Below are 17,876 nucleotides of genomic sequence, written 5' to 3'. Positions count from 1 at the left end.
TTTATTTTAACCGTAAATGGCGCAAACTGTAGAGATCTATTGTAGAGATTGGACAAGTCCAAAATATCGTAAGAAAGGATGAGACCGATGGCACTGAGCGAATTTGAGATAAAAAGAACAGAGAAGCTTGTAGCAAAATTTTTAGAGAGCCGGCGACCAGAGCCCCATGTCCGGACAAAGCTTGATTTTTCTTTTCGTATGAAAAATCAGAGTGTTGAAATATTTTCAATCAGGCCTCAATGGGATAAGCCAGAGAATATTATAGAAGAACCGGTTGCCAAGGCCACTTTTGTGAAAACAAAAAAAATGTGGAAGCTTTATTGGATGAGAGCTGATCTGAAATGGCATAGTTATCAACCCCTTGCTGAGTCCACATCGCTTGAGAAAGTGCTGGCGGAGATAGGCAGAGACCCCCACGGCTGTTTCTGGGGATAATCAAATCAAGCGCTTTTAAGCAGGTTTGATTAGATTTTTTCAAAGCTCTCTCAAAAGAGGGTTTTCACACTCTACTGTGGAGGTTCAAGTCCTCTTTTGATCAAAATATGGAGGATTCTGTTTTTGTGGTTATTGCTTCAAGTACCCTCATCCCTTTGTAAGAGTTCCCATTGGTGTTGAGTTTAGGGCTCCAGACAGCAATACAGTATTTTCCGGGATGAATTGCAACGATTCCCCCGCCAACTCCGCTCTTGCCGGGTAACCCTGCTCTAAAAGCGAACTCGCCTGCTTCGTCATAAAAGCCACACATCAGCATGATTGAATTTATACGTTTGGTTCGTCCAGGGCTGATGACAGTTTCGTTTGTTATTGGATTTACGCCGTATGATGCAAGGAACAAGAAGGCTTGAGCCAGTTCTTTGCAGGTCATTTTAATCGAGCAGAGATGGAAGTACAAATCCAAAACAAGTTCCACCTCATTGTGAATATTGCAAAAATCCTTCATTAAATGAGCGAGGGCATAGTTTCTAAAGCCCGTAACCTTTTCTGATTGAGCAATTTTTAAACAAAAATCAATTTCCCTGATACCTGATGATTTTCTGATAAATTCCAGTAATTCCAGTTTTGGATTGTCCAGGCAACTGACCAAAATATCGCAGATAACAATGGCACCTGCATTAATGAATGGATTTCGCGGGATACCTCTTTCGTATTCTAACTGCACGAGAGAGTTAAAAGCAGTACCGGATGGTTCAACGCCTACACGATCCCACACATCATTTCCCATGATCTTTAAGGCCAAGGTCAAAGACAATACTTTAGCAATACTTTGAATGGAAAATTTTTCGTTCCAATCACCAAAAGAAGAGTGATGTTTTTCAACCGTTGTAAGGTGAATACCTAATTTGTTGGGATCAACCTTACCCAGTTCCGGAATGTATGTGGCAACCTTGCCACAGTCATCGTTGTCTTTGAATTCAGTAACAATTTCAGAAAAAATCTTTGTGTAATCTATATCATTTATCATCTAATATGTGTGTCATGTCAAATTGTGGATGTGAGAAGGTCTGAACAAACAGTTATATCTTCAGTGATCTTCAGTGTGCTCTTTATCTTGGACGAATTCCTTGTTGAGATTAGTCCTCTTTTTTATCCTGTTCAAGGTGTTCGTACACCTTTGGCTAATGTTTCTTTACCCATGTCGGGCAAAGACTGTGGCTGATGTCCGCTTCAGAATGTTTGTTGATATATACATCAACCTGTTCCCAGTAACCTTCATTATCTCGGATCTTTTTACAAAACGAGCAAAGGGGCAATATACCCCGAAGGACTTTGATTTCGGAGAAGTCGTCACTCAGCCTTTTGTTTTCATCCCCTGACTGTTGATTGACATGGAAAAGCTCTATATGTCTTTTAATGAGTTTCTTAAATTTCAACATGCCTTTTATGCTGTCATCTCAGGTCTTAGAGGTATTGACAGGTTTCAAGGGCTTTAATCTACTGGGAATGGCTTTCCGAAAGGGAAGTTACCGGAACCTTTCTACAAATGGATTTGTTGTTTCAGTGCAGTGAGTGAGCGTGTACACTCCTCTATTATTTCTTTGAGCGGGCCGATACTTGACGCGGTTTTTTCGACGATATGGATTTTTTCATCGGTTCTTGGAATAGAAAGAAATTTGTCAAAGGTATGGATAATTATATGTGTTGACAGATTTCTCTCCAGAAACTGGGTAAAAAAGGATTGACCGTAGGGGGAGATGAGGTCCGGATCAAGGATGAGGATATCCAGAGATGTTGTATCGGAGATGCTGTTGTAAGCCTCTATCGGATTGCTGATGCTTGCAACGGTGTAGCCTTCTTTTTCCAGTTCCCGTCTTATGAAATCTCTGACATGGTGATTGGTATCAGTTACGATGATACGGCAGGTTGATTGTGTATACATATCCGGCACCGGTTTTTTTCTATTTCAGGTTGATCAATGTTCTGTATTGCAGAACCGCTGTTTCAGCTTCATGTGAAGTGTAGAGGATCATTTTTGCCCCGACAGGAGCTACAGATAGTCCTGTCTGCAAACAGATTGCTTTACACTTTGTAAAACATCCTGACACCTGACCCTCGATTTTTTCCTCCAAATGCTCTTTGGAGTTCTTTTCATAACCGCAAATTGTTTGTTGATCCGTTTTTCCAGATCGGTGACTGAAAAGGGCTTGAGGAGATAATCACTGGCGCCAAGACCAAGGGCATGGTGTCGGGAACTCTCATCGAGACAGCCTGTCGCCATTATTACTATGGTGTTCTTGTTGATGCTTTTTGCAATTTTGATCACCTCAAAACCCGTGGTTTTGCCCATTTCCAGATCGGTGATGACGAGGTCGAAGCCTTGTGACTGTAAGGCCTTTTCAGCGTTGCTTGCATCGTTTGCCGTGGTTACCTCAAACCCCAGATTCAGAACTATTGCCTCCAATAAATTCCGGATAATTTTTTCATCATCTACGATGAGTGCCTTTGGATTCATGTCGTTGGACCTTTTCCTCAGAGGTATGCCGGTGTCTTTATTTTTCTCTTGTTTTGCACATTGTGTTCCAGTTGTTACGACATCTTCTTCTGCAGGCAGAACTACGAAAAATTAAACGCCGGAGAGTGGTCGGGCCGATGGGTTCGTTGCTCATTATTGCTCCGTTGAGGAGGGAGTGGCATAGACTATGCTTGTTGTTTTATGGAGAAGATAATGATTTGTCGGGTCATTGAGACGGTTGTTTTACCTGACGGAGAAAATGACCTGGGCGCAACTCATTATGGTGCACCCTCAATTGAGAAGGGAGGTGGTGTTATGCTGATAAGTCAGTGGATGAGCAAACATATAACGACACTTCATCATGAGGCGAGCTTAAACGATGCGGCAAGGCTTTTTGCGACCCGAATTATCTCAATGTTACCAATACTAAAAGACGACGAGCTTGTCGGTATTGTCACGGACGGTGATGTTAAAAATGCCTCGCCCCCCGATGTTCTCTTAATGGACAACAGTGAGGTAACCAGAGTCCTGGACGATATCCGGATCACCACGGTGATGTCCAGTCCGGTTGTCACCATTCCTATAGACAGGCTGGTCACTGAGGCCGCTGAAAAAATGTTGCAACATTCAATTTCGGGCCTGCCGGTACTCGGGTACGACGGACGAATTGCAGGGGTGATCAGTAAAGGAGATATTTTCAGGTGCTATGTTTGTTTTACAGGTATTAAAAATGATGGACAGGTCTTTGCTTTCAGGTTGCTCGACAAGCCGGGGATTGTCCAGAATGTAACGAAAATCATACAAAAAAGCGGAGGGCGACTCTCTAGTATTATGACATCCTTTGATGAAACGGAACCACGCTTTCGTGAGGTGTTTATCCACACGTTAAATCTTAGCCCTGAAAAATTTGAAAATTTACGGACCAAGTTCTATCATTCTGGAGAGCTTTTTTATGCAGCGGATCTGTCCAGAGGGGTGAGGAATATTTATTAAGACTCAGACGACAGGTAAGGAGAAGTGTATGGACAAAAAAATCAAAATTATGGCCTGTGTTGATTTTTCAGAATATTCTCTCATCACCCTGCAGCACGCCGTCAAATTGGCCAAAGGGCTTGAGGGTGAAATCATTGTCTATAACGTTATAAATGATCAGGTATTTAAATATTATGATATGGTGAACGTATATCTATCAGAACCGGTAGCATTGGAGGAGCGTATCAGGCAGATACAAAAAGAGAGAAGCCTCCAATTCAAAGAGCTGGTGAAAACAGAATTTTTTGAGGATAAAGCCTTGATGTCTTTTAAGACCGATACCGGGGTGCCTTTTGAGTGTATTCTAAAAACTATTGATTCTGAAGATGTTGATTACGTTGTCATGGCAAATAAGGGGCGGGGGAATCTGGAAGGGATACTTTTCGGCAGTGCCGCGGAAAAAGTCTTCAGGCACTCTCCTGTTCCGGTGGTCAGTGTCAGGGTAAGAAAAAAATTTCAACGACATACACGGTATCATGGTGTAATAGTGAGTTGATTGAGGAGAAAAAACTGTTTTTTCATGCTGCCCTGTAGAGCTTGTCTAACATGAATCAAAACATGGTTGCAGACCTGGAAAATGAAGATCTTGAGAGCCTGTACCGGTCGCTTCTTTTTAAAGATGTGGACGCTGGAGATCTTCGCCGTATTCTTGCTGCAGCCTCGCGGAAGATTGTTGACCAGGGGGAGTACATCTACAGGCAGGGCGAAAGGCCCAGTTATTTTTACCTTGTTGCAAGTGGAGAGGTTGAACTGATCCTGCCGTTAAATAACGGTACAGAGGCTTTTGTCGGGCATATTCGTCCGGGAGGGCATTTTGGAGAGACATCCCTCATTACCCATGACTGCCACAGTGCCAATGCCAGGGCGCTGACGGCTCTCGTCCTTCTGTGTTTTGATGCCGAAAGCTTTACGAGCTTACTCCTGAAAAATGAGATAATCGGGCACCGAATCCTCACCGCTCTTGCCCAGCGTCTGCGCGTTTCTTTTCAGGACCATGTGGCCGGTCTGACAATGGCCTACAATACCCGAGTGATCACTGAAGACAATCTTGACCCTGCTTTTTTTCGTAGCAGGACAGGACGTCCAACACGGGAGAATCAATCTTCCGCAGAGACGAAAGAGGAACGAATTTCCCCCTCGACCCTTCAGGGACTGCTGGTAAAGGCCGCCAATACCTTTAAAGGCAGTCTTGCTCCAGTTCTTCTGACCGGTGAAAGTGGCTCAGGCAGGGGCATGATCGCCTATGAAATACACAGAAGCAGTGACCATGCAAATGGCGCCTATGTTGAACTGGACCTCCGTGACCTGGAGCCTGAACAGCTTGACCTGGATCTTTTTGGGGCTGCATTTGAGGCCAGTGAATTCTCGCAGATAGATCAGCTGGGGCTTTTAAAGAGAACACAGGGCGGGACCGTCGTATTCTATAATGCTGAAGAGATGACGCCGGATCTGCAGAATAAACTTGCTCAATTCCTGATGCATGAGGATGGCTGCGATGCCACCGGAAATACCACCAGTAATGCTTGCACTGATATTAATCGCAATGGCAGCAGTTTGGCGGGGGGCGCTCAACAACGCACCAGGATCATTTTAGTAAGCCATGATGTCGCAGGTAAAAAGGATGGCCATAATTGGCTGGAACCTGGGCTCTACAAGCTGGTCGAAAATAACCAGTTCCACATGGCACCGCTGAGAGAGCATCGCCGGGATATTCCACGTCTGGTTGAGTATTACCTCAAACGTTTTAGTTCCCAGTATGGAAAAACCATCACTGAGGTAGATGCCGAAACGATGGGGATGTTCATGAACTATGACTGGCCGGGAAATCTGACGGAAATGGCCAGTGTCATGCGTCGGGCGGTCATCCTTGGCAGGACCAATGAACCCCTGAACAATCAGATTCCCCTCGGAATGCCAAAAACGGAAGGGAAGTGGGAATTCAATCTCCTCCGTTTTAAAGCAGTACGAAGTTTTTTTTCAAGCCCTTTGTTCCCGGTATTGCCACGGGTTATTGTGGGCATTTTTTTTGTTGTGGTTCTGGCTGTTCTCTTTTTTGGGCCGACAAATCCGGAAAAAAATATAGGTGTCACGCTCAGCTGGATCGTGGGGTGGCCGCTCATGATATTTTCCTTCTTTTTTCTGGCGAGAACCTGGTGCAGTGTCTGTGGACTGTCGGTACCGGGTTGGATGGCTCAAGCCGTTATAAAACCGGAGCGGAAGACGCCTGTCTGGATCAAAAAATACTCCGGTTGGATAATGGCCTGTCTTTGTATTGTCTTATTCTGTATAGAAATAACCTGGAATGTCTATCAATCGTCGAGGCTTACCGGCTGGATAATTTTTACGATTATGACCGGGGCTCTTCTTGTGAGTATGCTCTATAAGCGAAGAGTCTGGTGCCGCTATATCTGTCCATTGGGTGCAATAAACGCTCTTTTCGCCATGCCATCCATCCTGGAACTGCGGGCCAATACCCATGTCTGCACCAACAGGTGTACCGATCATCTCTGTTATAGCGGAGATGGCAACACCGCAGGTTGTCCCATGTTTCGGCATCCCTTTCTCGTGGACAATAACCGTGATTGTATTTTATGTGGCCAATGTATCAAAAACTGTTCTTTGAATTCCATCCACCTCAATCTCCGTCTGGCCCCTCAGGAGTTGTGGAATCAGCAGTCACCAAGGCTTGAGGACAGCTTTCTGGTTGTCAGTCTTGCGGCCATCTTTTACCCTTTTACGATTAATCAGAAGTATCCGGGGTTTATTGATTTTCTGGCGGGCCGCTTTCATGATCTCGGTTTTCCCTACAGCCTGCCTTTTGCCAATATGGTCTTCTTCTTTTTTACTATCCTGTTGTTTTTAGGCGCCTATGCCCTGTATACCCGTATTATTTCGCAACGCACTGAAACGAACTGGAATAAAACCGCTGCCACCATGGGGTACGGTATGATTCCTCTGGTGCTGGGCGCCTTTCTGGCGGCACATCTGGAAATATTTGTGGGTGGCTTGTGGTTGCTGCGGGAAAATATCTTCGATCTTTTTTCCATTGCCTACACCTCACAGCCGGTGAGATTGTTAACGGAAGATGCGACCTTTGTCCTGCAGTTGATTACGGTCGTCGGTGGATTACTTGCCTCATTGTATGCGACGCAAAGGATAGTCAGGCAACTCTTTGCAGCCGGTAACTCTTCACGCAAATCGATTTTCCTTCCAGCCGTTGTTTTGTCGCTTCTGGCTGTGGCCTATCTCCCCTTTGTTTAAGGTGCGGGTGGCTGCCTACAGCCGATGGTTGATGAATATCCGGACGAAGTTCAGATTTTACCTGGTACCTAAACCTTACATTTTCTGTTTTGTCTGGAAGGCTTTGGAGATGGAGGGATGTGTTGAAACGTGGTTGGCTGAAGTTCTCCTGTGAACCAAGAGGCCCACAGGAGAAGGATGTATCGATACTGCCGAAACTGACTTACGCGGGTTGCCAATAGCAACGCTTTGGAGAAACTATTTTTTCTTCTTTTTTGAGTTTTGCCATTGCTTTATCGACTTCTTTACGATCCAATCCACCGAGTTCGGTAATTTTTCCTGCGTTAAGAGGCTGACCCTCATCACGCATAATTTGTAAAACTTTTTCGGTAATATCCATGTAAAATCTCCTTTTTACTATTTTTGTAAACTTTTTCAGGAACCTGGGAAGCAGGAGCCTCTGCCGTAAAGGCATATTAACAGGACTCAATATATTACTGTTTTTTATAATTTCACTATGGCGAGGTTTCTTTTTTTGTTGGCAGGAACAACCCCACAGATAAATGAGAGTTCTGATACTCAAAATATCTGCAAAAATTTGCAGTACATACCTGCAAAATTTTGAAGGTATTTATGGCCCAGGTAACTCAGCACGTGGCAACCAAGGTTTTGCGGGTGATTGGCAGCATAAAAGTAGAGTGTGTAAACGGGATTAAGGTGTTGAGGGAGACGGCCTGATTTTCAAGCTATTTACCAAAAGGAATTTCTCACGATGAACCAGTTGATCGCGCCAAAAGATATAGAAGGGTGGAATACACTTGGAGAACATTGTTTACCGGGTTTTTTAGGGATTGAGGTTATCTCCGTTGCACCGGCAGAACTTGAAGCACGCATGACGGTTACAAAAAATCTCTGCGCACCAAACGGATTTTTACATGCGGCATCTGTTGTTGCACTTGCAGATACCGCTTGCGGTTATGCGACGGTTAACAATCTTCCTGCAGGCGCTCTTGGATTTACAACTGTTGAATTGAAAACCAATTTTATCGGCACAGCCTTGGTTGGTGGTGTGACGTGTATCGCCAGGCTGGTCCATAAAGGTCGCTCAACTCAGGTTTGGGATGCGGAGGTCAGTTCAGACGAATCCGGAAAGAAGATTGCTCTCTTTCGCTGTACTCAGATGATACTCTGGCCCAATGATTAATGGTCTCGTAAAAGGTAGGATCCGTGTCATTGGCAGGCCTCCCTGACACTTGACATCTCTGTATGGAAGGTTTTCAGAGACCGTCGATACGGGGCGGAGAACTTTAAACGACTTTATCTTCATTGACATTAACAGGAATTGACCCTATATCAAATCGACCTTGGCTGCCATGAATTCGGCGGTAGCAAATTATACCGATGTCCCGATAAACGGGACTTTTATTAATGCCCTCCTCGGGGGGCTAAGAGCCTCTGCAAAATTATAGTTTAAAATGATGGGTATAATTTTGAAGGCACCAGAAGGAGCAGCAAATGAAGATTTATATTGGAAACATGTCCTATGATGTTAAAGAGGACGATCTGCGACAGGCTTTTGGCAAATTTGGTGAAGTGGAGTCTGCCACTATCATCATGGACAAAATCAGTGGCAAGTCCAAGGGATTTGGTTTTGTTGAAATGTCCAATAATGAGACTGCGAAGGCCGCAATAGCCGAATTACACGGCAAGGATTTCAAGGGACGGACGATTACTGTCAATGAAGCCAAGCCTCAGGTAAAAAACCGTGATGAGCGAAGAGGTGGGTCTGGTGGCGGAAAAGGAGGCTTTGGCGCCGGTGGAGGTGGCGGTTTTAGAGGACCAGGCAACAAGGGCTCTCATGGTGGTGGTCGTGGTGGTTCCGGTGGCGGAAAAGGTGGTTTCGGCTCTGGCGGAGGGAATAGCCGGGGCGGTCGCGGTGGTGACAGATAGACCGGAAGGAAAGGTTTAAGGGTTCTCTTCTTTCAACCTCTTGATCTGATCTTTGCTGTGTTTGACAGAACACCAGCCAAAACCTCCGGTTTTGGCTGGTTGATTGTTTGGACCAGTTTTATTTCATCGCCGCTGTTTTCGCAATACCCGCCAGCGCCTTTTCAACCTTTACCAACACCTCTTCGCAACCGCTGATATTGTGTCGTTTTTCTAAATATCTTGGGTCGTTATAGGAAATCCAGACCTTGGCCTCTGCATCTTCCCAGATGAGTGCTTTCTGGGGCAGATCAATGGCAACGCTTTGTTCACATTTCATGAGAGGGGATCCCACCTTGGGGTTGCCAAAGAGTATTAATTCAGTGTCCCGCAGTTCAATGCCAACCTTACTGGCGCCTTCGGAATGCTTTATTCGATTAAATACAGTCATTCCTTTTTCTTTCAGGACATTTTCCATTCTATCTGCTGTATCTTTTACATTGTACGAACTTTCGACATTGATTACTCCATCTGCAGCATTTGCAGAGATTGCAACGGATACTATCAACAGTATGGTGAAAAGTGTTTTTTTCATCTGTTCTCCTTTTTGAAAAATATTTGCACATGAGCAGCACCCGTCAGCAGATAGTGACAAGGCCACCTTTAATGAGCCGTTTTCGGCTCAATTTTCTCAATTTCTCTATCATGAAATCCGCTTAAAAAGAGCAAGCCACATATTGAGCCCAACAGCGCCAGGCCCATATCAGACTGGGTGTCCCAGACATATCCCTGTGTTCCCAGAAAGGCCTCGGCCGATTCTCCTGTAGAGATTGCTACCCACCATTCGATAAGCTCATAGAAGGCACTGAAACCGAGACAAAAACAGACAACCAAAAAGCTGAGCCAGTGTTTTCCGTTGATGATATTTTTTCGAACCAGGATTTCTCTGGCGACAATCGCCGGGATAAAACCTTGAGCAAAGTGGCCAACCTTGTCATAGTTATTTCGTTGTAGATCAAAAACGTCTTTGAGCCAATCAAACAAAGGGACGTTGGCGTAGGTGTAATGTCCGCCAATCATTAAAATGATGCAGTGCATGAGGATGAGCGTATAGGCAAGGCGGGTAAACTGGAACCTTTGGTAGGTAAGGGTGAGTGCCACAAGACCCGCTAATGCAGGTATTACCTCTAAAAACCAGGTGAAGTAGTCAGCGGGTTGAATTGCCGACCAGATCAAAACAAGAAAAAATATTCCAAGCCAGATGTATTTCATAGAATCGTCAAGATTTGACTGCAATTGATGTTAAGACCCCCGGTGTGGTATCAATACGGGGTAAGGTTACACCTGTTGTGTGGTGATCATTATGGAACTGACTGTTTTACCTGCTCCCCTGCGGGCTACTTATGAGAAATCACTGAACTGGAACTGACTGAGATAACTGACCAGTAGCTGTTTGTTTTCCCCAGCCAACCCAGGACAATCCTCAGCACCTTTAACCCCTTGAGTCACCAGAGTTGAAAATACAAGACAGGTTGGCTGGCCACATTCCCTGCAGTTGGTTTTTGGCAATAATTTGAGGATCTTCATTAATTCAGGTTTTTGCGGCACCTCGTACTCCGGGGTTATTTCCTGACGTTTTTCCCAGGCATCATTAATTTCATTTTTCACCCACTCCAGGACCTTTTTGGCTTCATCGGCGTCTGAGAGTGCATTAATGGATATCTTGTCCGAATAGACAGTGATCAGCCTTCCATGAACTTTAAAGGTGACGGAAGGAGGTGATTTCGTGATACTTGCCCCTCCAAGTACAGCATTGATCAGGGGAATAGCTTCGCTGATATCCACGTCAAGATGTCCAATGCAATTGAGGGATTGAAAGCTTGCGTTACATCCGGGCCTGCTCAGTTCTATTGTGTAATTTTTTATCAGCATCCTGTTCCTTTCTTGATTTGTGTGTGACCAATTCCTGTTTCAGATCTATGGGCCGGCTAAAGATGTACTGTGTGAGGTTGAGTCCATTCGTTGGCTGTCGCCTCAGCAGGAAGCGTGCAGGCTCTGCTGAAATGACAGGTTATTCTCCTTCTACGATAAAGAGTGTACATTCGGCATTGTTCAGACGCATGGCTTTTATGGGAGCATATTCTTCCGAATCTATAAAGTTCCGGGCACTTTTGCTATCGGGAAATTCAATAATGACGATGCGGGTGGGCGACCAGAGCTCAGCTTGCCTGATGTCCATGGCCCCGCCCCCGGACTCGATATATCCCTCCGTGTTTTTCGACGATAGGTCTTGCACGTTTTTTATACTCTTCATACACCTCTGCATTGTTGATCTTCGTGTCTACAATAAGGTAGGCGCTCATTGGCTGTTCTCCACGTATTTTCAGCTACGACTTGTAAGTTAAGGTGGTTGTGGTGATGGGTGAGAAATACAACTGTAGACAAATTAATTGCGTACATAATATTGGCAAGTTGAATCTCTCTCATATTCACGGCGTTGTATGGTAAGGCGCAGTCGGCTGAGTGTATTGTTTTCGATTTGTGGATTATATTTCAGGCCCTACCTCGGATGATTCATACGCGGGTGGATTTGACTTTACGGACAAATCTGCCATATGCTTGTGGGAGACAGGCAATTGACGGTAGGTTTTTTTAATTGATAATATTTAGAAAAAAAGAACCACCACATACAGGCAGATCAACGGAGGCCCCCCATGGCGACAATTTCTTCAACCATTCGGCAGAATATTCGACAAATAGAGCTTTTTAACGGTTTATCAGATGATGAGATTGATATCCTGGTGAAACATGCAAAGATCCATTCCCTGGTTGAGGATGAAGTTCTCTTCAATGAGGGGGATGACGGGGATTTCTTTGCTATAGTTATTGACGGACAGATCGAAGTGCGAAAACTCAACGAATACGATCAACCCGTTGCCATAGCAGCACTTACGAGCGGTGCGACACTTGGCGAAATGTCACTGATAGACCATGAGGCACGCTCTGCCTCTGCGATTGCCACCGCACCTTCAACGCTCTTTATCCTCTCGAGAAAGAGCTTTGATACGCTGGTCGAGCAGTCTCCACGATGTGGTGTCAAGCTGATACGTAAAATTGCCACCATTCTCTGTGCAACGATACGCCGTACCTCAAATCTCTTTGCCGACGCCATCGAGCAACGATAATCCTGATTGAAAATCCGGTAAACTGCTCTCTGAGCAGGCAGATATTGTTGCCTCATGACAGCGCGAAGAACTGAGGCTGAGGTTTGAACAGTAAGGAGCAGGGCAGGGGACGGGGCCGACAAAAACATGTTCGGCCTCTGCTTTTTATACGAGCTGCAAGTGTAGAGTTATAGGCCGCAAAGCATGTAGCCGAGAATGGGCTGACATTTGTTTGTACAGCAGGGATAGAATTTTTTGTGGTGTCTTGTGAAAGATTTGTTTTCCTTGCCAAAGTAGAATTCAGAGAGTCCAACAGGAGTCAACTTCATTCGAGCGGCCGCCTGCAGGAGTTTTGGGGCGCAACAGTCACCGGATCCAGTCGGGATACCCCGGTTTTCATTAAAAACCTCCCGGATGGAGCGCTGCTCGCCTCTGAAATTGTGGAGTTGATACAGGTCATGAAAGGCTGTCATCCTTGACCGGGAATATGATCTCCGTTTTTTCTTTGCCAGTGCAAGGGCTTTCAACGCCTCTTTCATCTGTCTGCGGCAATCCTTCTGAGCCTTAAGACTTCCAGAACCCATAGCTTCTTCAAATCGTATTTGACATTGACTTGCTATTTGCTGGCAGTGCTCTATCTCACCTGTCAATTGCTGGATTGACGAATCAATGTTGGGGAGAAGTTGGTTGTATCCTTCAAGGTCAAAGGTTGGAGGAACCCATCCCTCTACCTGCCAGCAGGTGTTAAACTGTCCGGAAAAAGCACGTAGCAATACAATATTCCCATTCTTGTCGATACCTTCCAGAACCCCGAACATCTGTCCACCCCTGTCTTTCCAGAGGCAGTCTGTGGAAAATATTGGTTCTGGATCCGGGTTGATGAAATCAATCCGTCTGTTCTTCTCAAGTTCTGCCATTAATTCCAGGGCGTACCTGCGGCTGTTTCCTGCGCTCAGAGAGTGGACTTTATTACAGGCTGCACAATATCCGTAGCAGGTCGCGTCTTTGGAGCCAGTTATGACCAGGTGATCTCTGTCGGTTAAAGTATTCAAGGTGGTAAATGGAGCTGGCAAGGTTCTTTAGAACAGAGGGTCTGAGTGAAACTCGCAGATTTCACCGGTCTTTGGGTGAGCAAAGGAGATGGAACAGGCGTGAAGTTGCAGCATTCCCGGCCTCGTACCCGTACCGTAGAGTGGATCGCCGACAATGGGAATCCCGAGGCCGTATTCGGAAGCGGCGTGAACCCGCAACTGATGCGTTCTTCCGGTTACGGGTTTAAACTCAATTCGGGTTTTGCCATCTTTCACGAGGAGTTTTTTCCAGTGGGTGATTCCCACCTTGCCGTGGACCGGATCATAAATTTGATGGGGCCTGTTGTCGATATCAAGGCGGAAAGGAAGTTCAATGACACCCTCCTCACCGTCCAGTTCGCCGTCAAGAATGGCAATATAGCGCTTCGTTACCTTGCTTTCCTGAAACTGAATCGAGATGTTGCGATGTGCCTCTCTGGTTCGGGCAACCACCAGCAGCCCCGAGGTATCCATATCAAGGCGATGCACTGAGGGCTGGTCAATGCAGCCCGGATACAGTGCTTTTATCCGCTCACTGACACTATCGAGGTTTTCCGGCCCCCTGCCGGGAACCGAGAGGAGGCCGCTTGATTTTACCACCACGACAAACTCGGGTTCGTCGTGAAGGATGTACATTTCTTTCATTAACTATTTACCAGGGACATCCAGAAACAAGCCGTTCAACTCTGTTGTTTCTGTCAATCTTCATCTTCTTCCTCAACATCAGCATGGGCTTTTGCACTAAACTCCATACCTTCTTCGAGTTCTGCAAACCAAAGATCAGAACTTGTAATCTGATACTGGCGTTCTTCTTCTGTTATGGAAATCTCTTCTAATATCCAGAGTATATTTTCTGCATCCGGAAAACTGTCTCCACTGAGCTGCTCTTCATAAAGACGGTTTAAGATTGCTGTCTCATTTAATCCATTTGAGAGCAGTCTGACAATTACAGCGTGGAGTGATGGTTCAAAGATTTCAAATGAGTCCTTTTTGTCTGCAGTGATTTTAATGGTAAATTTCACTCCGGTTGGCTCTTTGAACACACCGTTGTACGCTTTTCGCAAAAGTTGATAGGCATTAAAAAGTTTATGGTGATAGGCCGAGTCCGCGTGTTCTTCCCAAAGTTTACCTTCCACCATCTGATGACTCAGTTGATCTATTTTGCCATCGGTAACCTCATCGTCAAAAATATGTTTTAACAAAAATTTAGCGGATTCATGATGTTCAAAATCGTTAAATGACATCAAGCACATTTCTTTAACTTCAGCGTCAGTCATTCCACCAAGATCGTCCTCATCCATATCCATCATCGATAATAGTGCTTTATAATCTTCTGTTTTCCATGAGTTTTCAATCTCAGATATTTTCACAAAAGATACAACACTTACAGTAAACTCTTTGTTCATTACAATCTCCTTTAGAGGATAATAGCTACGGAAAGCCGATGGTGATGCTTTTTTAGCTCTGCTTAAGAACTGTTGCAAAAACCATATCTGTACAACCACTTGTCGATAGTATGTATCCTTTTACAGTTGTCCAAAGAATTTTTCTTATCTACAGCGCAAGAGAGCAGGCTCGGATCAAGCGTAAATATTTGTTATTACAGAGAAGTGTTAGCTGTATATTAGGCAATTCGAGGTTTGCCTTTGTGAGGATCGATGGAAAATATCTTTTTCCTACGCTGCTGCGAAATCAACCAAGGTTTTACGCTCAAAATATTGACAGGCATCTGCAAGGCAACAAAAAGAGGGGCAGATGGCTCAGAGCACCTTCCAGATCCCTTCAGCTGTTGCAATGAGCTGATTACCAGATCGCAATTCGCCCTGCATGAAGACCAGAGAACGTGTTTTTCTCAGCACCTTGGCTGTTCCCAGCAGTACATCCCCCGTTCTTGAGGCGGAGATAAATTTCACATCAAAAGAAATAGTTGCCGCCCTCGCATTTTTTGCAAGCACGCGATGGGCAGCAGTACCCATTCCAGAATCCATAAGACTCATGATGAAGCCGCCATGGGTAATGCCTCCGGGATTGAGATGGATGTCCTGAACTTTCGTCTTGAATTGATACTCAGTTTCAGAAATGGTTCTGAACTCCATACCACCATTGTGCTTCATAAAACCGATGACGCTTATCTGCTCAAATGTATCGTTCATATCTTCTGCCATGGTTGTGTTGTTTTTGCTGAAGGAGAGCCCAAACACCTCGACGTCGCAGAGGGAAGGGGTTCCGTGTGCTTCTTTCCCTAACGGATCGTTGCAGAGTAGAGAAGATGCCCTGACATCTACAAAGACCTCATCACCTCAGGGGTGGTTGTGTTGGTAGTATCAGACAATAACGCCGCTACTACTATCCCGGTTCAATTATCTTCTTTCCTGCCGCCACTTTTCCTCTGAATGTAGATAATGGAAATTATATCTAAAAACAAGGATCTATATTGTAGAAAGATGACACCTTTTCGTTTGATATCCGGTTACCAACCGGACTCTGGTGATTCCGCATATCGATTGAGAAGCTCTTCTCACCAAGCTTCAACTGTATCAGACACCAATTGTTTTTAGAGTTACCCACCAACTCTATCAAAGCGTAGCCAAACTTCCCTAGCTTTTTCATTGTAATAATTCTATGTTTGCTCGTGACCTATCCATGTGTTGTTGGGATGTTGTTTGAGTGGATTGACTCCAACGGGCTACGTCTCTGTCTGTTACAGAGGAAGATGCTTTTTTTTAAAAATAGATAATTCGGCTGATACTCGGAATATGTTTTTGGAGATAGGTACTTATGGGTACGACGTTTCATGCTCTTCAGGAAAATGCCTCTTTATTAAAACAGAAAGCATCCAGACATTCTGTAGTGGGTGCGGGTATTGCTATGATCGCAATCGTCATAGCTACAATCATGTCGGGATATTTCATCACAGGAGAGGTGAGCCTGGCTGCTATTATCACCGCTCAAAAAAATAATGTTGTGCTCTGGGTTCTTGATAGTATGCCTTTTATCTTTGCATTCTGGGGCCAATATGTAAGTTCCATTATGTCCTTTGAAGCCAGTTCGATGATACTGGACCAGACCAATGATCTTCGGGCGTATACCAAGGATATCGAGGTCAAAGCGGCCCATGAAGCAACCCATGACGCTCTTACGGACCTGCCCAACAGAGTTCTTTTTATAGATCGTTTGCAACAGGCAACCTTTTTATCCCAACAAAAAGTCCCTGTATTTGGCATCTTGCTGTTAGATATTGACCGGTTTAAGGAAGTCAATGATACTCTTGGCCATTTCAATGGGGACAGGCTTATTAAGCAGGTTGCTTTACGCTTATCAGGGGCTTTGATGGAGGGGGACACTCTTGCCAGGATCGGTGGGGATGAATTTGGATTTATACTCTCTCGCCTGAAGTCCAGATCGGATGTAGAAAACTTTTGTACCACCATTCACAAATCACTTTCAACACCATTTGTTTTAGATAATCTCACCCTGGATGTGCAGGTGAGTATTGGAGCTGCAATTTTTCCAGATCATGGCAAAGATGCTGATACACTGGTCCAGAGGGCTGATGTTGCGATGTACATTGCTAAACATGATAAAATGGGCTTTGCGGTTTATTCTCCCGAATTTGATAGTCATAACCCGCGGCGCTTGACCCTGATGGGGGAATTAAGGAATGCCATTACAAACGATGAATTGGTGCTCCACTATCACCCCAAGGTCTTTAGTGATTCCAAAATACTCTGTTCTGTGGAGGCTCTGGTCAGGTGGAACCATCCATCCCACGGTTTTTTGCTGCCAGATGAGTTTGTTCCACTCGCAGAGCGTACAGGACTGATCAATGATCTTACCTTGTGGATTTTAAAAGAGGCTCTGCGACAGTGTGCCGTTTGGCACCAAAAAAACTATGCTTTTGGAATAGCGGTTAATATCTCTTCTGTTTGTCTTTCAGACCCAGGTTTTCCAGACATCGTCACGGGTCTCCTGGCTTCAAACAATTTTCCGGCAGAGTCGCTGATAATGGAGATTACCGAGACATCGATTATGGTTGATCCCTCACGTTCTCTCGACATTTTGAATAGACTGCATAACATGGGGGTTAATTTCTCAATTGATGATTTTGGAACCGGATACTCTTCCCTTGCGTATCTTAAAAAATTACCCGTAAGTGAACTGAAAATTGACAAATCATTTGTTACGGACCTGCAAAAAAGCAGGGATAATGCAGCCATAGTCAATGCTATTATTCAACTGGCGCACAATTTGGGGTTAAAAGTTGTTGCTGAGGGTGTAGAAGATAAAAAAACCTTTGACCACTTAAAAATCCTGGCATGTGATATACAGCAGGGCTTTTGGATTGGTGAACCCTTCGATGCAGAGGCCTTTGAAAAATGGCTCGACCACTGGGAAGCAGGTACTATAACGGGCCCCCCTAATTATTCGAATGGATAGGTCGTCTGTGTTCGTGATTGTTCTTGTCTCCAAGCACTATTTAAAAGTACACAGGCG

Annotated in this window: 22 protein-coding genes; 8 read left to right on the top strand and 14 right to left on the bottom strand. The window is 44.9% G+C overall.

Annotation, left to right across the window (positions count from 1 at the left end):
• The first annotated feature begins 87 nt into the window (after positions 1-87).
• Positions 88-435, top strand: coding sequence for a DUF3024 domain-containing protein (locus tag FCL48_RS18800; protein ID WP_136874493.1), 348 nt, complete (start codon positions 88-90; stop codon positions 433-435).
• A 100-nt stretch (positions 436-535) separates the two neighbouring features.
• Here the strand turns inward: FCL48_RS18800 and FCL48_RS18795 are convergent, their stop codons facing one another.
• The 4 genes from FCL48_RS18795 to FCL48_RS18780 form a co-directional block, all read right to left on the bottom strand.
• A complete protein-coding gene (locus FCL48_RS18795; protein ID WP_136874491.1) occupies positions 536-1,462 on the bottom strand; it encodes a glutaminase in 927 nt (308 codons plus the stop codon).
• Positions 1,463-1,616: 154 nt separating this feature from the next.
• A complete protein-coding gene (locus FCL48_RS18790) occupies positions 1,617-1,874 on the bottom strand; it encodes a hypothetical protein (protein WP_136874489.1) in 258 nt (85 codons plus the stop codon).
• Between the two features lie 101 nt (positions 1,875-1,975).
• The gene (locus tag FCL48_RS18785; RefSeq protein ID WP_136874487.1) at positions 1,976-2,377 is read right to left on the bottom strand and encodes a response regulator; all 402 of its coding nucleotides are present in this window, start codon (positions 2,375-2,377) and stop codon (positions 1,976-1,978) included.
• Between the two features lie 108 nt (positions 2,378-2,485).
• Complete coding sequence (locus FCL48_RS18780) at positions 2,486-2,950, bottom strand: response regulator transcription factor (RefSeq protein WP_136874485.1); 465 nt, start codon at positions 2,948-2,950, stop codon at positions 2,486-2,488.
• A 213-nt stretch (positions 2,951-3,163) separates the two neighbouring features.
• On the opposite strand from FCL48_RS18780, the gene FCL48_RS18775 reads away from it, so the two are divergent.
• Genes FCL48_RS18775 through FCL48_RS18765 form a run of 3 tightly spaced genes read left to right on the top strand, consistent with a single transcriptional unit; the run spans position 3,164 to position 7,243 of the window.
• Positions 3,164-3,943 (top strand): CBS and ACT domain-containing protein, encoded by a 780-nt coding sequence (locus FCL48_RS18775; RefSeq protein WP_240744887.1) that lies wholly within the window; start codon positions 3,164-3,166, stop codon positions 3,941-3,943.
• Positions 3,944-3,971: 28 nt separating this feature from the next.
• Positions 3,972-4,478 (top strand): universal stress protein, encoded by a 507-nt coding sequence (locus FCL48_RS18770; RefSeq protein WP_136874484.1) that lies wholly within the window; start codon positions 3,972-3,974, stop codon positions 4,476-4,478.
• Positions 4,479-4,528: 50 nt separating this feature from the next.
• Positions 4,529-7,243 carry a cyclic nucleotide-binding domain-containing protein gene (locus FCL48_RS18765; protein WP_136874482.1) on the top strand — a complete coding sequence of 905 codons (2,715 nt, stop codon included), beginning with the start codon at positions 4,529-4,531 and terminating at the stop codon, positions 7,241-7,243.
• Between the two features lie 202 nt (positions 7,244-7,445).
• Here FCL48_RS18765 and FCL48_RS18760 read toward each other — a convergent pair whose 3' ends face one another.
• Positions 7,446-7,622 carry a MarR family transcriptional regulator gene (locus FCL48_RS18760; protein WP_136874480.1) on the bottom strand — a complete coding sequence of 59 codons (177 nt, stop codon included), beginning with the start codon at positions 7,620-7,622 and terminating at the stop codon, positions 7,446-7,448.
• 372 nt (positions 7,623-7,994) lie between these two features.
• Between FCL48_RS18760 and FCL48_RS18755 the strand changes: the two genes are divergently transcribed.
• Positions 7,995-8,426 (top strand): PaaI family thioesterase, encoded by a 432-nt coding sequence (locus FCL48_RS18755; protein ID WP_136874478.1) that lies wholly within the window; start codon positions 7,995-7,997, stop codon positions 8,424-8,426.
• Between the two features lie 311 nt (positions 8,427-8,737).
• Positions 8,738-9,172 carry an RNA-binding protein gene (locus FCL48_RS25700; RefSeq protein WP_136874476.1) on the top strand — a complete coding sequence of 145 codons (435 nt, stop codon included), beginning with the start codon at positions 8,738-8,740 and terminating at the stop codon, positions 9,170-9,172.
• Positions 9,173-9,290: 118 nt separating this feature from the next.
• Here the strand turns inward: FCL48_RS25700 and FCL48_RS18745 are convergent, their stop codons facing one another.
• From FCL48_RS18745 to FCL48_RS25950, 5 genes are all read right to left on the bottom strand, one after another.
• Positions 9,291-9,743: a DUF302 domain-containing protein gene (locus FCL48_RS18745; RefSeq protein ID WP_136874474.1), complete on the bottom strand. Its 453-nt coding sequence runs from the start codon at positions 9,741-9,743 to the stop codon at positions 9,291-9,293.
• Positions 9,744-9,811: 68 nt separating this feature from the next.
• Entirely contained in the window at positions 9,812-10,420 is a 609-nt protein-coding gene (locus FCL48_RS18740; RefSeq protein WP_136874472.1) for a DUF2238 domain-containing protein, read from the bottom strand.
• A gap of 129 nt (positions 10,421-10,549) precedes the next feature.
• A complete protein-coding gene (locus FCL48_RS18735) occupies positions 10,550-11,080 on the bottom strand; it encodes a (Fe-S)-binding protein (RefSeq protein ID WP_136874470.1) in 531 nt (176 codons plus the stop codon).
• Between the two features lie 139 nt (positions 11,081-11,219).
• Positions 11,220-11,387 (bottom strand): DUF1330 domain-containing protein, encoded by a 168-nt coding sequence (locus FCL48_RS25250; RefSeq protein WP_205747763.1) that lies wholly within the window; start codon positions 11,385-11,387, stop codon positions 11,220-11,222.
• Positions 11,368-11,511 (bottom strand): DUF1330 domain-containing protein, encoded by a 144-nt coding sequence (locus FCL48_RS25950; RefSeq protein WP_205747762.1) that lies wholly within the window; start codon positions 11,509-11,511, stop codon positions 11,368-11,370. Before FCL48_RS25950 ends, FCL48_RS25250 begins: the two co-directional genes overlap by 20 nt.
• 351 nt (positions 11,512-11,862) lie before the next feature.
• Here FCL48_RS25950 and FCL48_RS18725 point away from each other — a divergent pair, with 351 nt between their 5' ends.
• Complete coding sequence (locus tag FCL48_RS18725; protein WP_136874468.1) at positions 11,863-12,333, top strand: cyclic nucleotide-binding domain-containing protein; 471 nt, start codon at positions 11,863-11,865, stop codon at positions 12,331-12,333.
• A gap of 167 nt (positions 12,334-12,500) precedes the next feature.
• Here the strand turns inward: FCL48_RS18725 and FCL48_RS18720 are convergent, their stop codons facing one another.
• The 4 genes from FCL48_RS18720 to FCL48_RS18705 all read right to left on the bottom strand — a co-directional run bounded on the left by FCL48_RS18720 (position 12,501) and on the right by FCL48_RS18705 (position 15,535).
• Positions 12,501-13,364, bottom strand: coding sequence for a hypothetical protein (locus FCL48_RS18720; RefSeq protein WP_136874466.1), 864 nt, complete (start codon positions 13,362-13,364; stop codon positions 12,501-12,503).
• A gap of 27 nt (positions 13,365-13,391) precedes the next feature.
• Entirely contained in the window at positions 13,392-14,027 is a 636-nt protein-coding gene (locus FCL48_RS18715; protein ID WP_136874464.1) for an RluA family pseudouridine synthase, read from the bottom strand.
• Positions 14,028-14,080: 53 nt separating this feature from the next.
• Positions 14,081-14,788 (bottom strand): hypothetical protein, encoded by a 708-nt coding sequence (locus FCL48_RS18710; RefSeq protein ID WP_136874462.1) that lies wholly within the window; start codon positions 14,786-14,788, stop codon positions 14,081-14,083.
• Between the two features lie 354 nt (positions 14,789-15,142).
• Positions 15,143-15,535 (bottom strand): PaaI family thioesterase, encoded by a 393-nt coding sequence (locus FCL48_RS18705; protein WP_136874460.1) that lies wholly within the window; start codon positions 15,533-15,535, stop codon positions 15,143-15,145.
• A gap of 625 nt (positions 15,536-16,160) precedes the next feature.
• On the opposite strand from FCL48_RS18705, the gene FCL48_RS18700 reads away from it, so the two are divergent.
• A complete protein-coding gene (locus FCL48_RS18700) occupies positions 16,161-17,819 on the top strand; it encodes a bifunctional diguanylate cyclase/phosphodiesterase (protein WP_136874458.1) in 1,659 nt (552 codons plus the stop codon).
• Positions 17,820-17,876 lie beyond the last annotated feature (57 nt).

Origin of the sequence: Desulforhopalus sp. IMCC35007, assembly GCF_005116575.1 — a bacterium.
Classification (GTDB): domain Bacteria; phylum Desulfobacterota; class Desulfobulbia; order Desulfobulbales; family Desulfocapsaceae; genus Desulforhopalus_A.
Note: the sequence above shows the minus strand (reverse complement) of the source record. Positions and strands in the feature narration are given on the sequence as shown.

Coding starts and splice junctions, on each gene's coding strand:
- FCL48_RS18800 (WP_136874493.1), top strand. CDS start 88: ATGGCACTGAGCGAATTTGAGATAAAAAGAACAGAGAAGCTTGTAGCA.
- FCL48_RS18795 (WP_136874491.1), bottom strand. CDS start 1,462: ATGATAAATGATATAGATTACACAAAGATTTTTTCTGAAATTGTTACT.
- FCL48_RS18790 (WP_136874489.1), bottom strand. CDS start 1,874: ATGTTGAAATTTAAGAAACTCATTAAAAGACATATAGAGCTTTTCCAT.
- FCL48_RS18785 (WP_136874487.1), bottom strand. CDS start 2,377: ATGTATACACAATCAACCTGCCGTATCATCGTAACTGATACCAATCAC.
- FCL48_RS18780 (WP_136874485.1), bottom strand. CDS start 2,950: ATGAATCCAAAGGCACTCATCGTAGATGATGAAAAAATTATCCGGAAT.
- FCL48_RS18775 (WP_240744887.1), top strand. CDS start 3,164: ATGATTTGTCGGGTCATTGAGACGGTTGTTTTACCTGACGGAGAAAAT.
- FCL48_RS18770 (WP_136874484.1), top strand. CDS start 3,972: ATGGACAAAAAAATCAAAATTATGGCCTGTGTTGATTTTTCAGAATAT.
- FCL48_RS18765 (WP_136874482.1), top strand. CDS start 4,529: ATGAATCAAAACATGGTTGCAGACCTGGAAAATGAAGATCTTGAGAGC.
- FCL48_RS18760 (WP_136874480.1), bottom strand. CDS start 7,622: ATGGATATTACCGAAAAAGTTTTACAAATTATGCGTGATGAGGGTCAG.
- FCL48_RS18755 (WP_136874478.1), top strand. CDS start 7,995: ATGAACCAGTTGATCGCGCCAAAAGATATAGAAGGGTGGAATACACTT.
- FCL48_RS25700 (WP_136874476.1), top strand. CDS start 8,738: ATGAAGATTTATATTGGAAACATGTCCTATGATGTTAAAGAGGACGAT.
- FCL48_RS18745 (WP_136874474.1), bottom strand. CDS start 9,743: ATGAAAAAAACACTTTTCACCATACTGTTGATAGTATCCGTTGCAATC.
- FCL48_RS18740 (WP_136874472.1), bottom strand. CDS start 10,420: ATGAAATACATCTGGCTTGGAATATTTTTTCTTGTTTTGATCTGGTCG.
- FCL48_RS18735 (WP_136874470.1), bottom strand. CDS start 11,080: ATGCTGATAAAAAATTACACAATAGAACTGAGCAGGCCCGGATGTAAC.
- FCL48_RS25250 (WP_205747763.1), bottom strand. CDS start 11,387: ATGGACATCAGGCAAGCTGAGCTCTGGTCGCCCACCCGCATCGTCATT.
- FCL48_RS25950 (WP_205747762.1), bottom strand. CDS start 11,511: ATGAGCGCCTACCTTATTGTAGACACGAAGATCAACAATGCAGAGGTG.
- FCL48_RS18725 (WP_136874468.1), top strand. CDS start 11,863: ATGGCGACAATTTCTTCAACCATTCGGCAGAATATTCGACAAATAGAG.
- FCL48_RS18715 (WP_136874464.1), bottom strand. CDS start 14,027: ATGAAAGAAATGTACATCCTTCACGACGAACCCGAGTTTGTCGTGGTG.
- FCL48_RS18710 (WP_136874462.1), bottom strand. CDS start 14,788: ATGAACAAAGAGTTTACTGTAAGTGTTGTATCTTTTGTGAAAATATCT.
- FCL48_RS18705 (WP_136874460.1), bottom strand. CDS start 15,535: ATGAACGATACATTTGAGCAGATAAGCGTCATCGGTTTTATGAAGCAC.
- FCL48_RS18700 (WP_136874458.1), top strand. CDS start 16,161: ATGGGTACGACGTTTCATGCTCTTCAGGAAAATGCCTCTTTATTAAAA.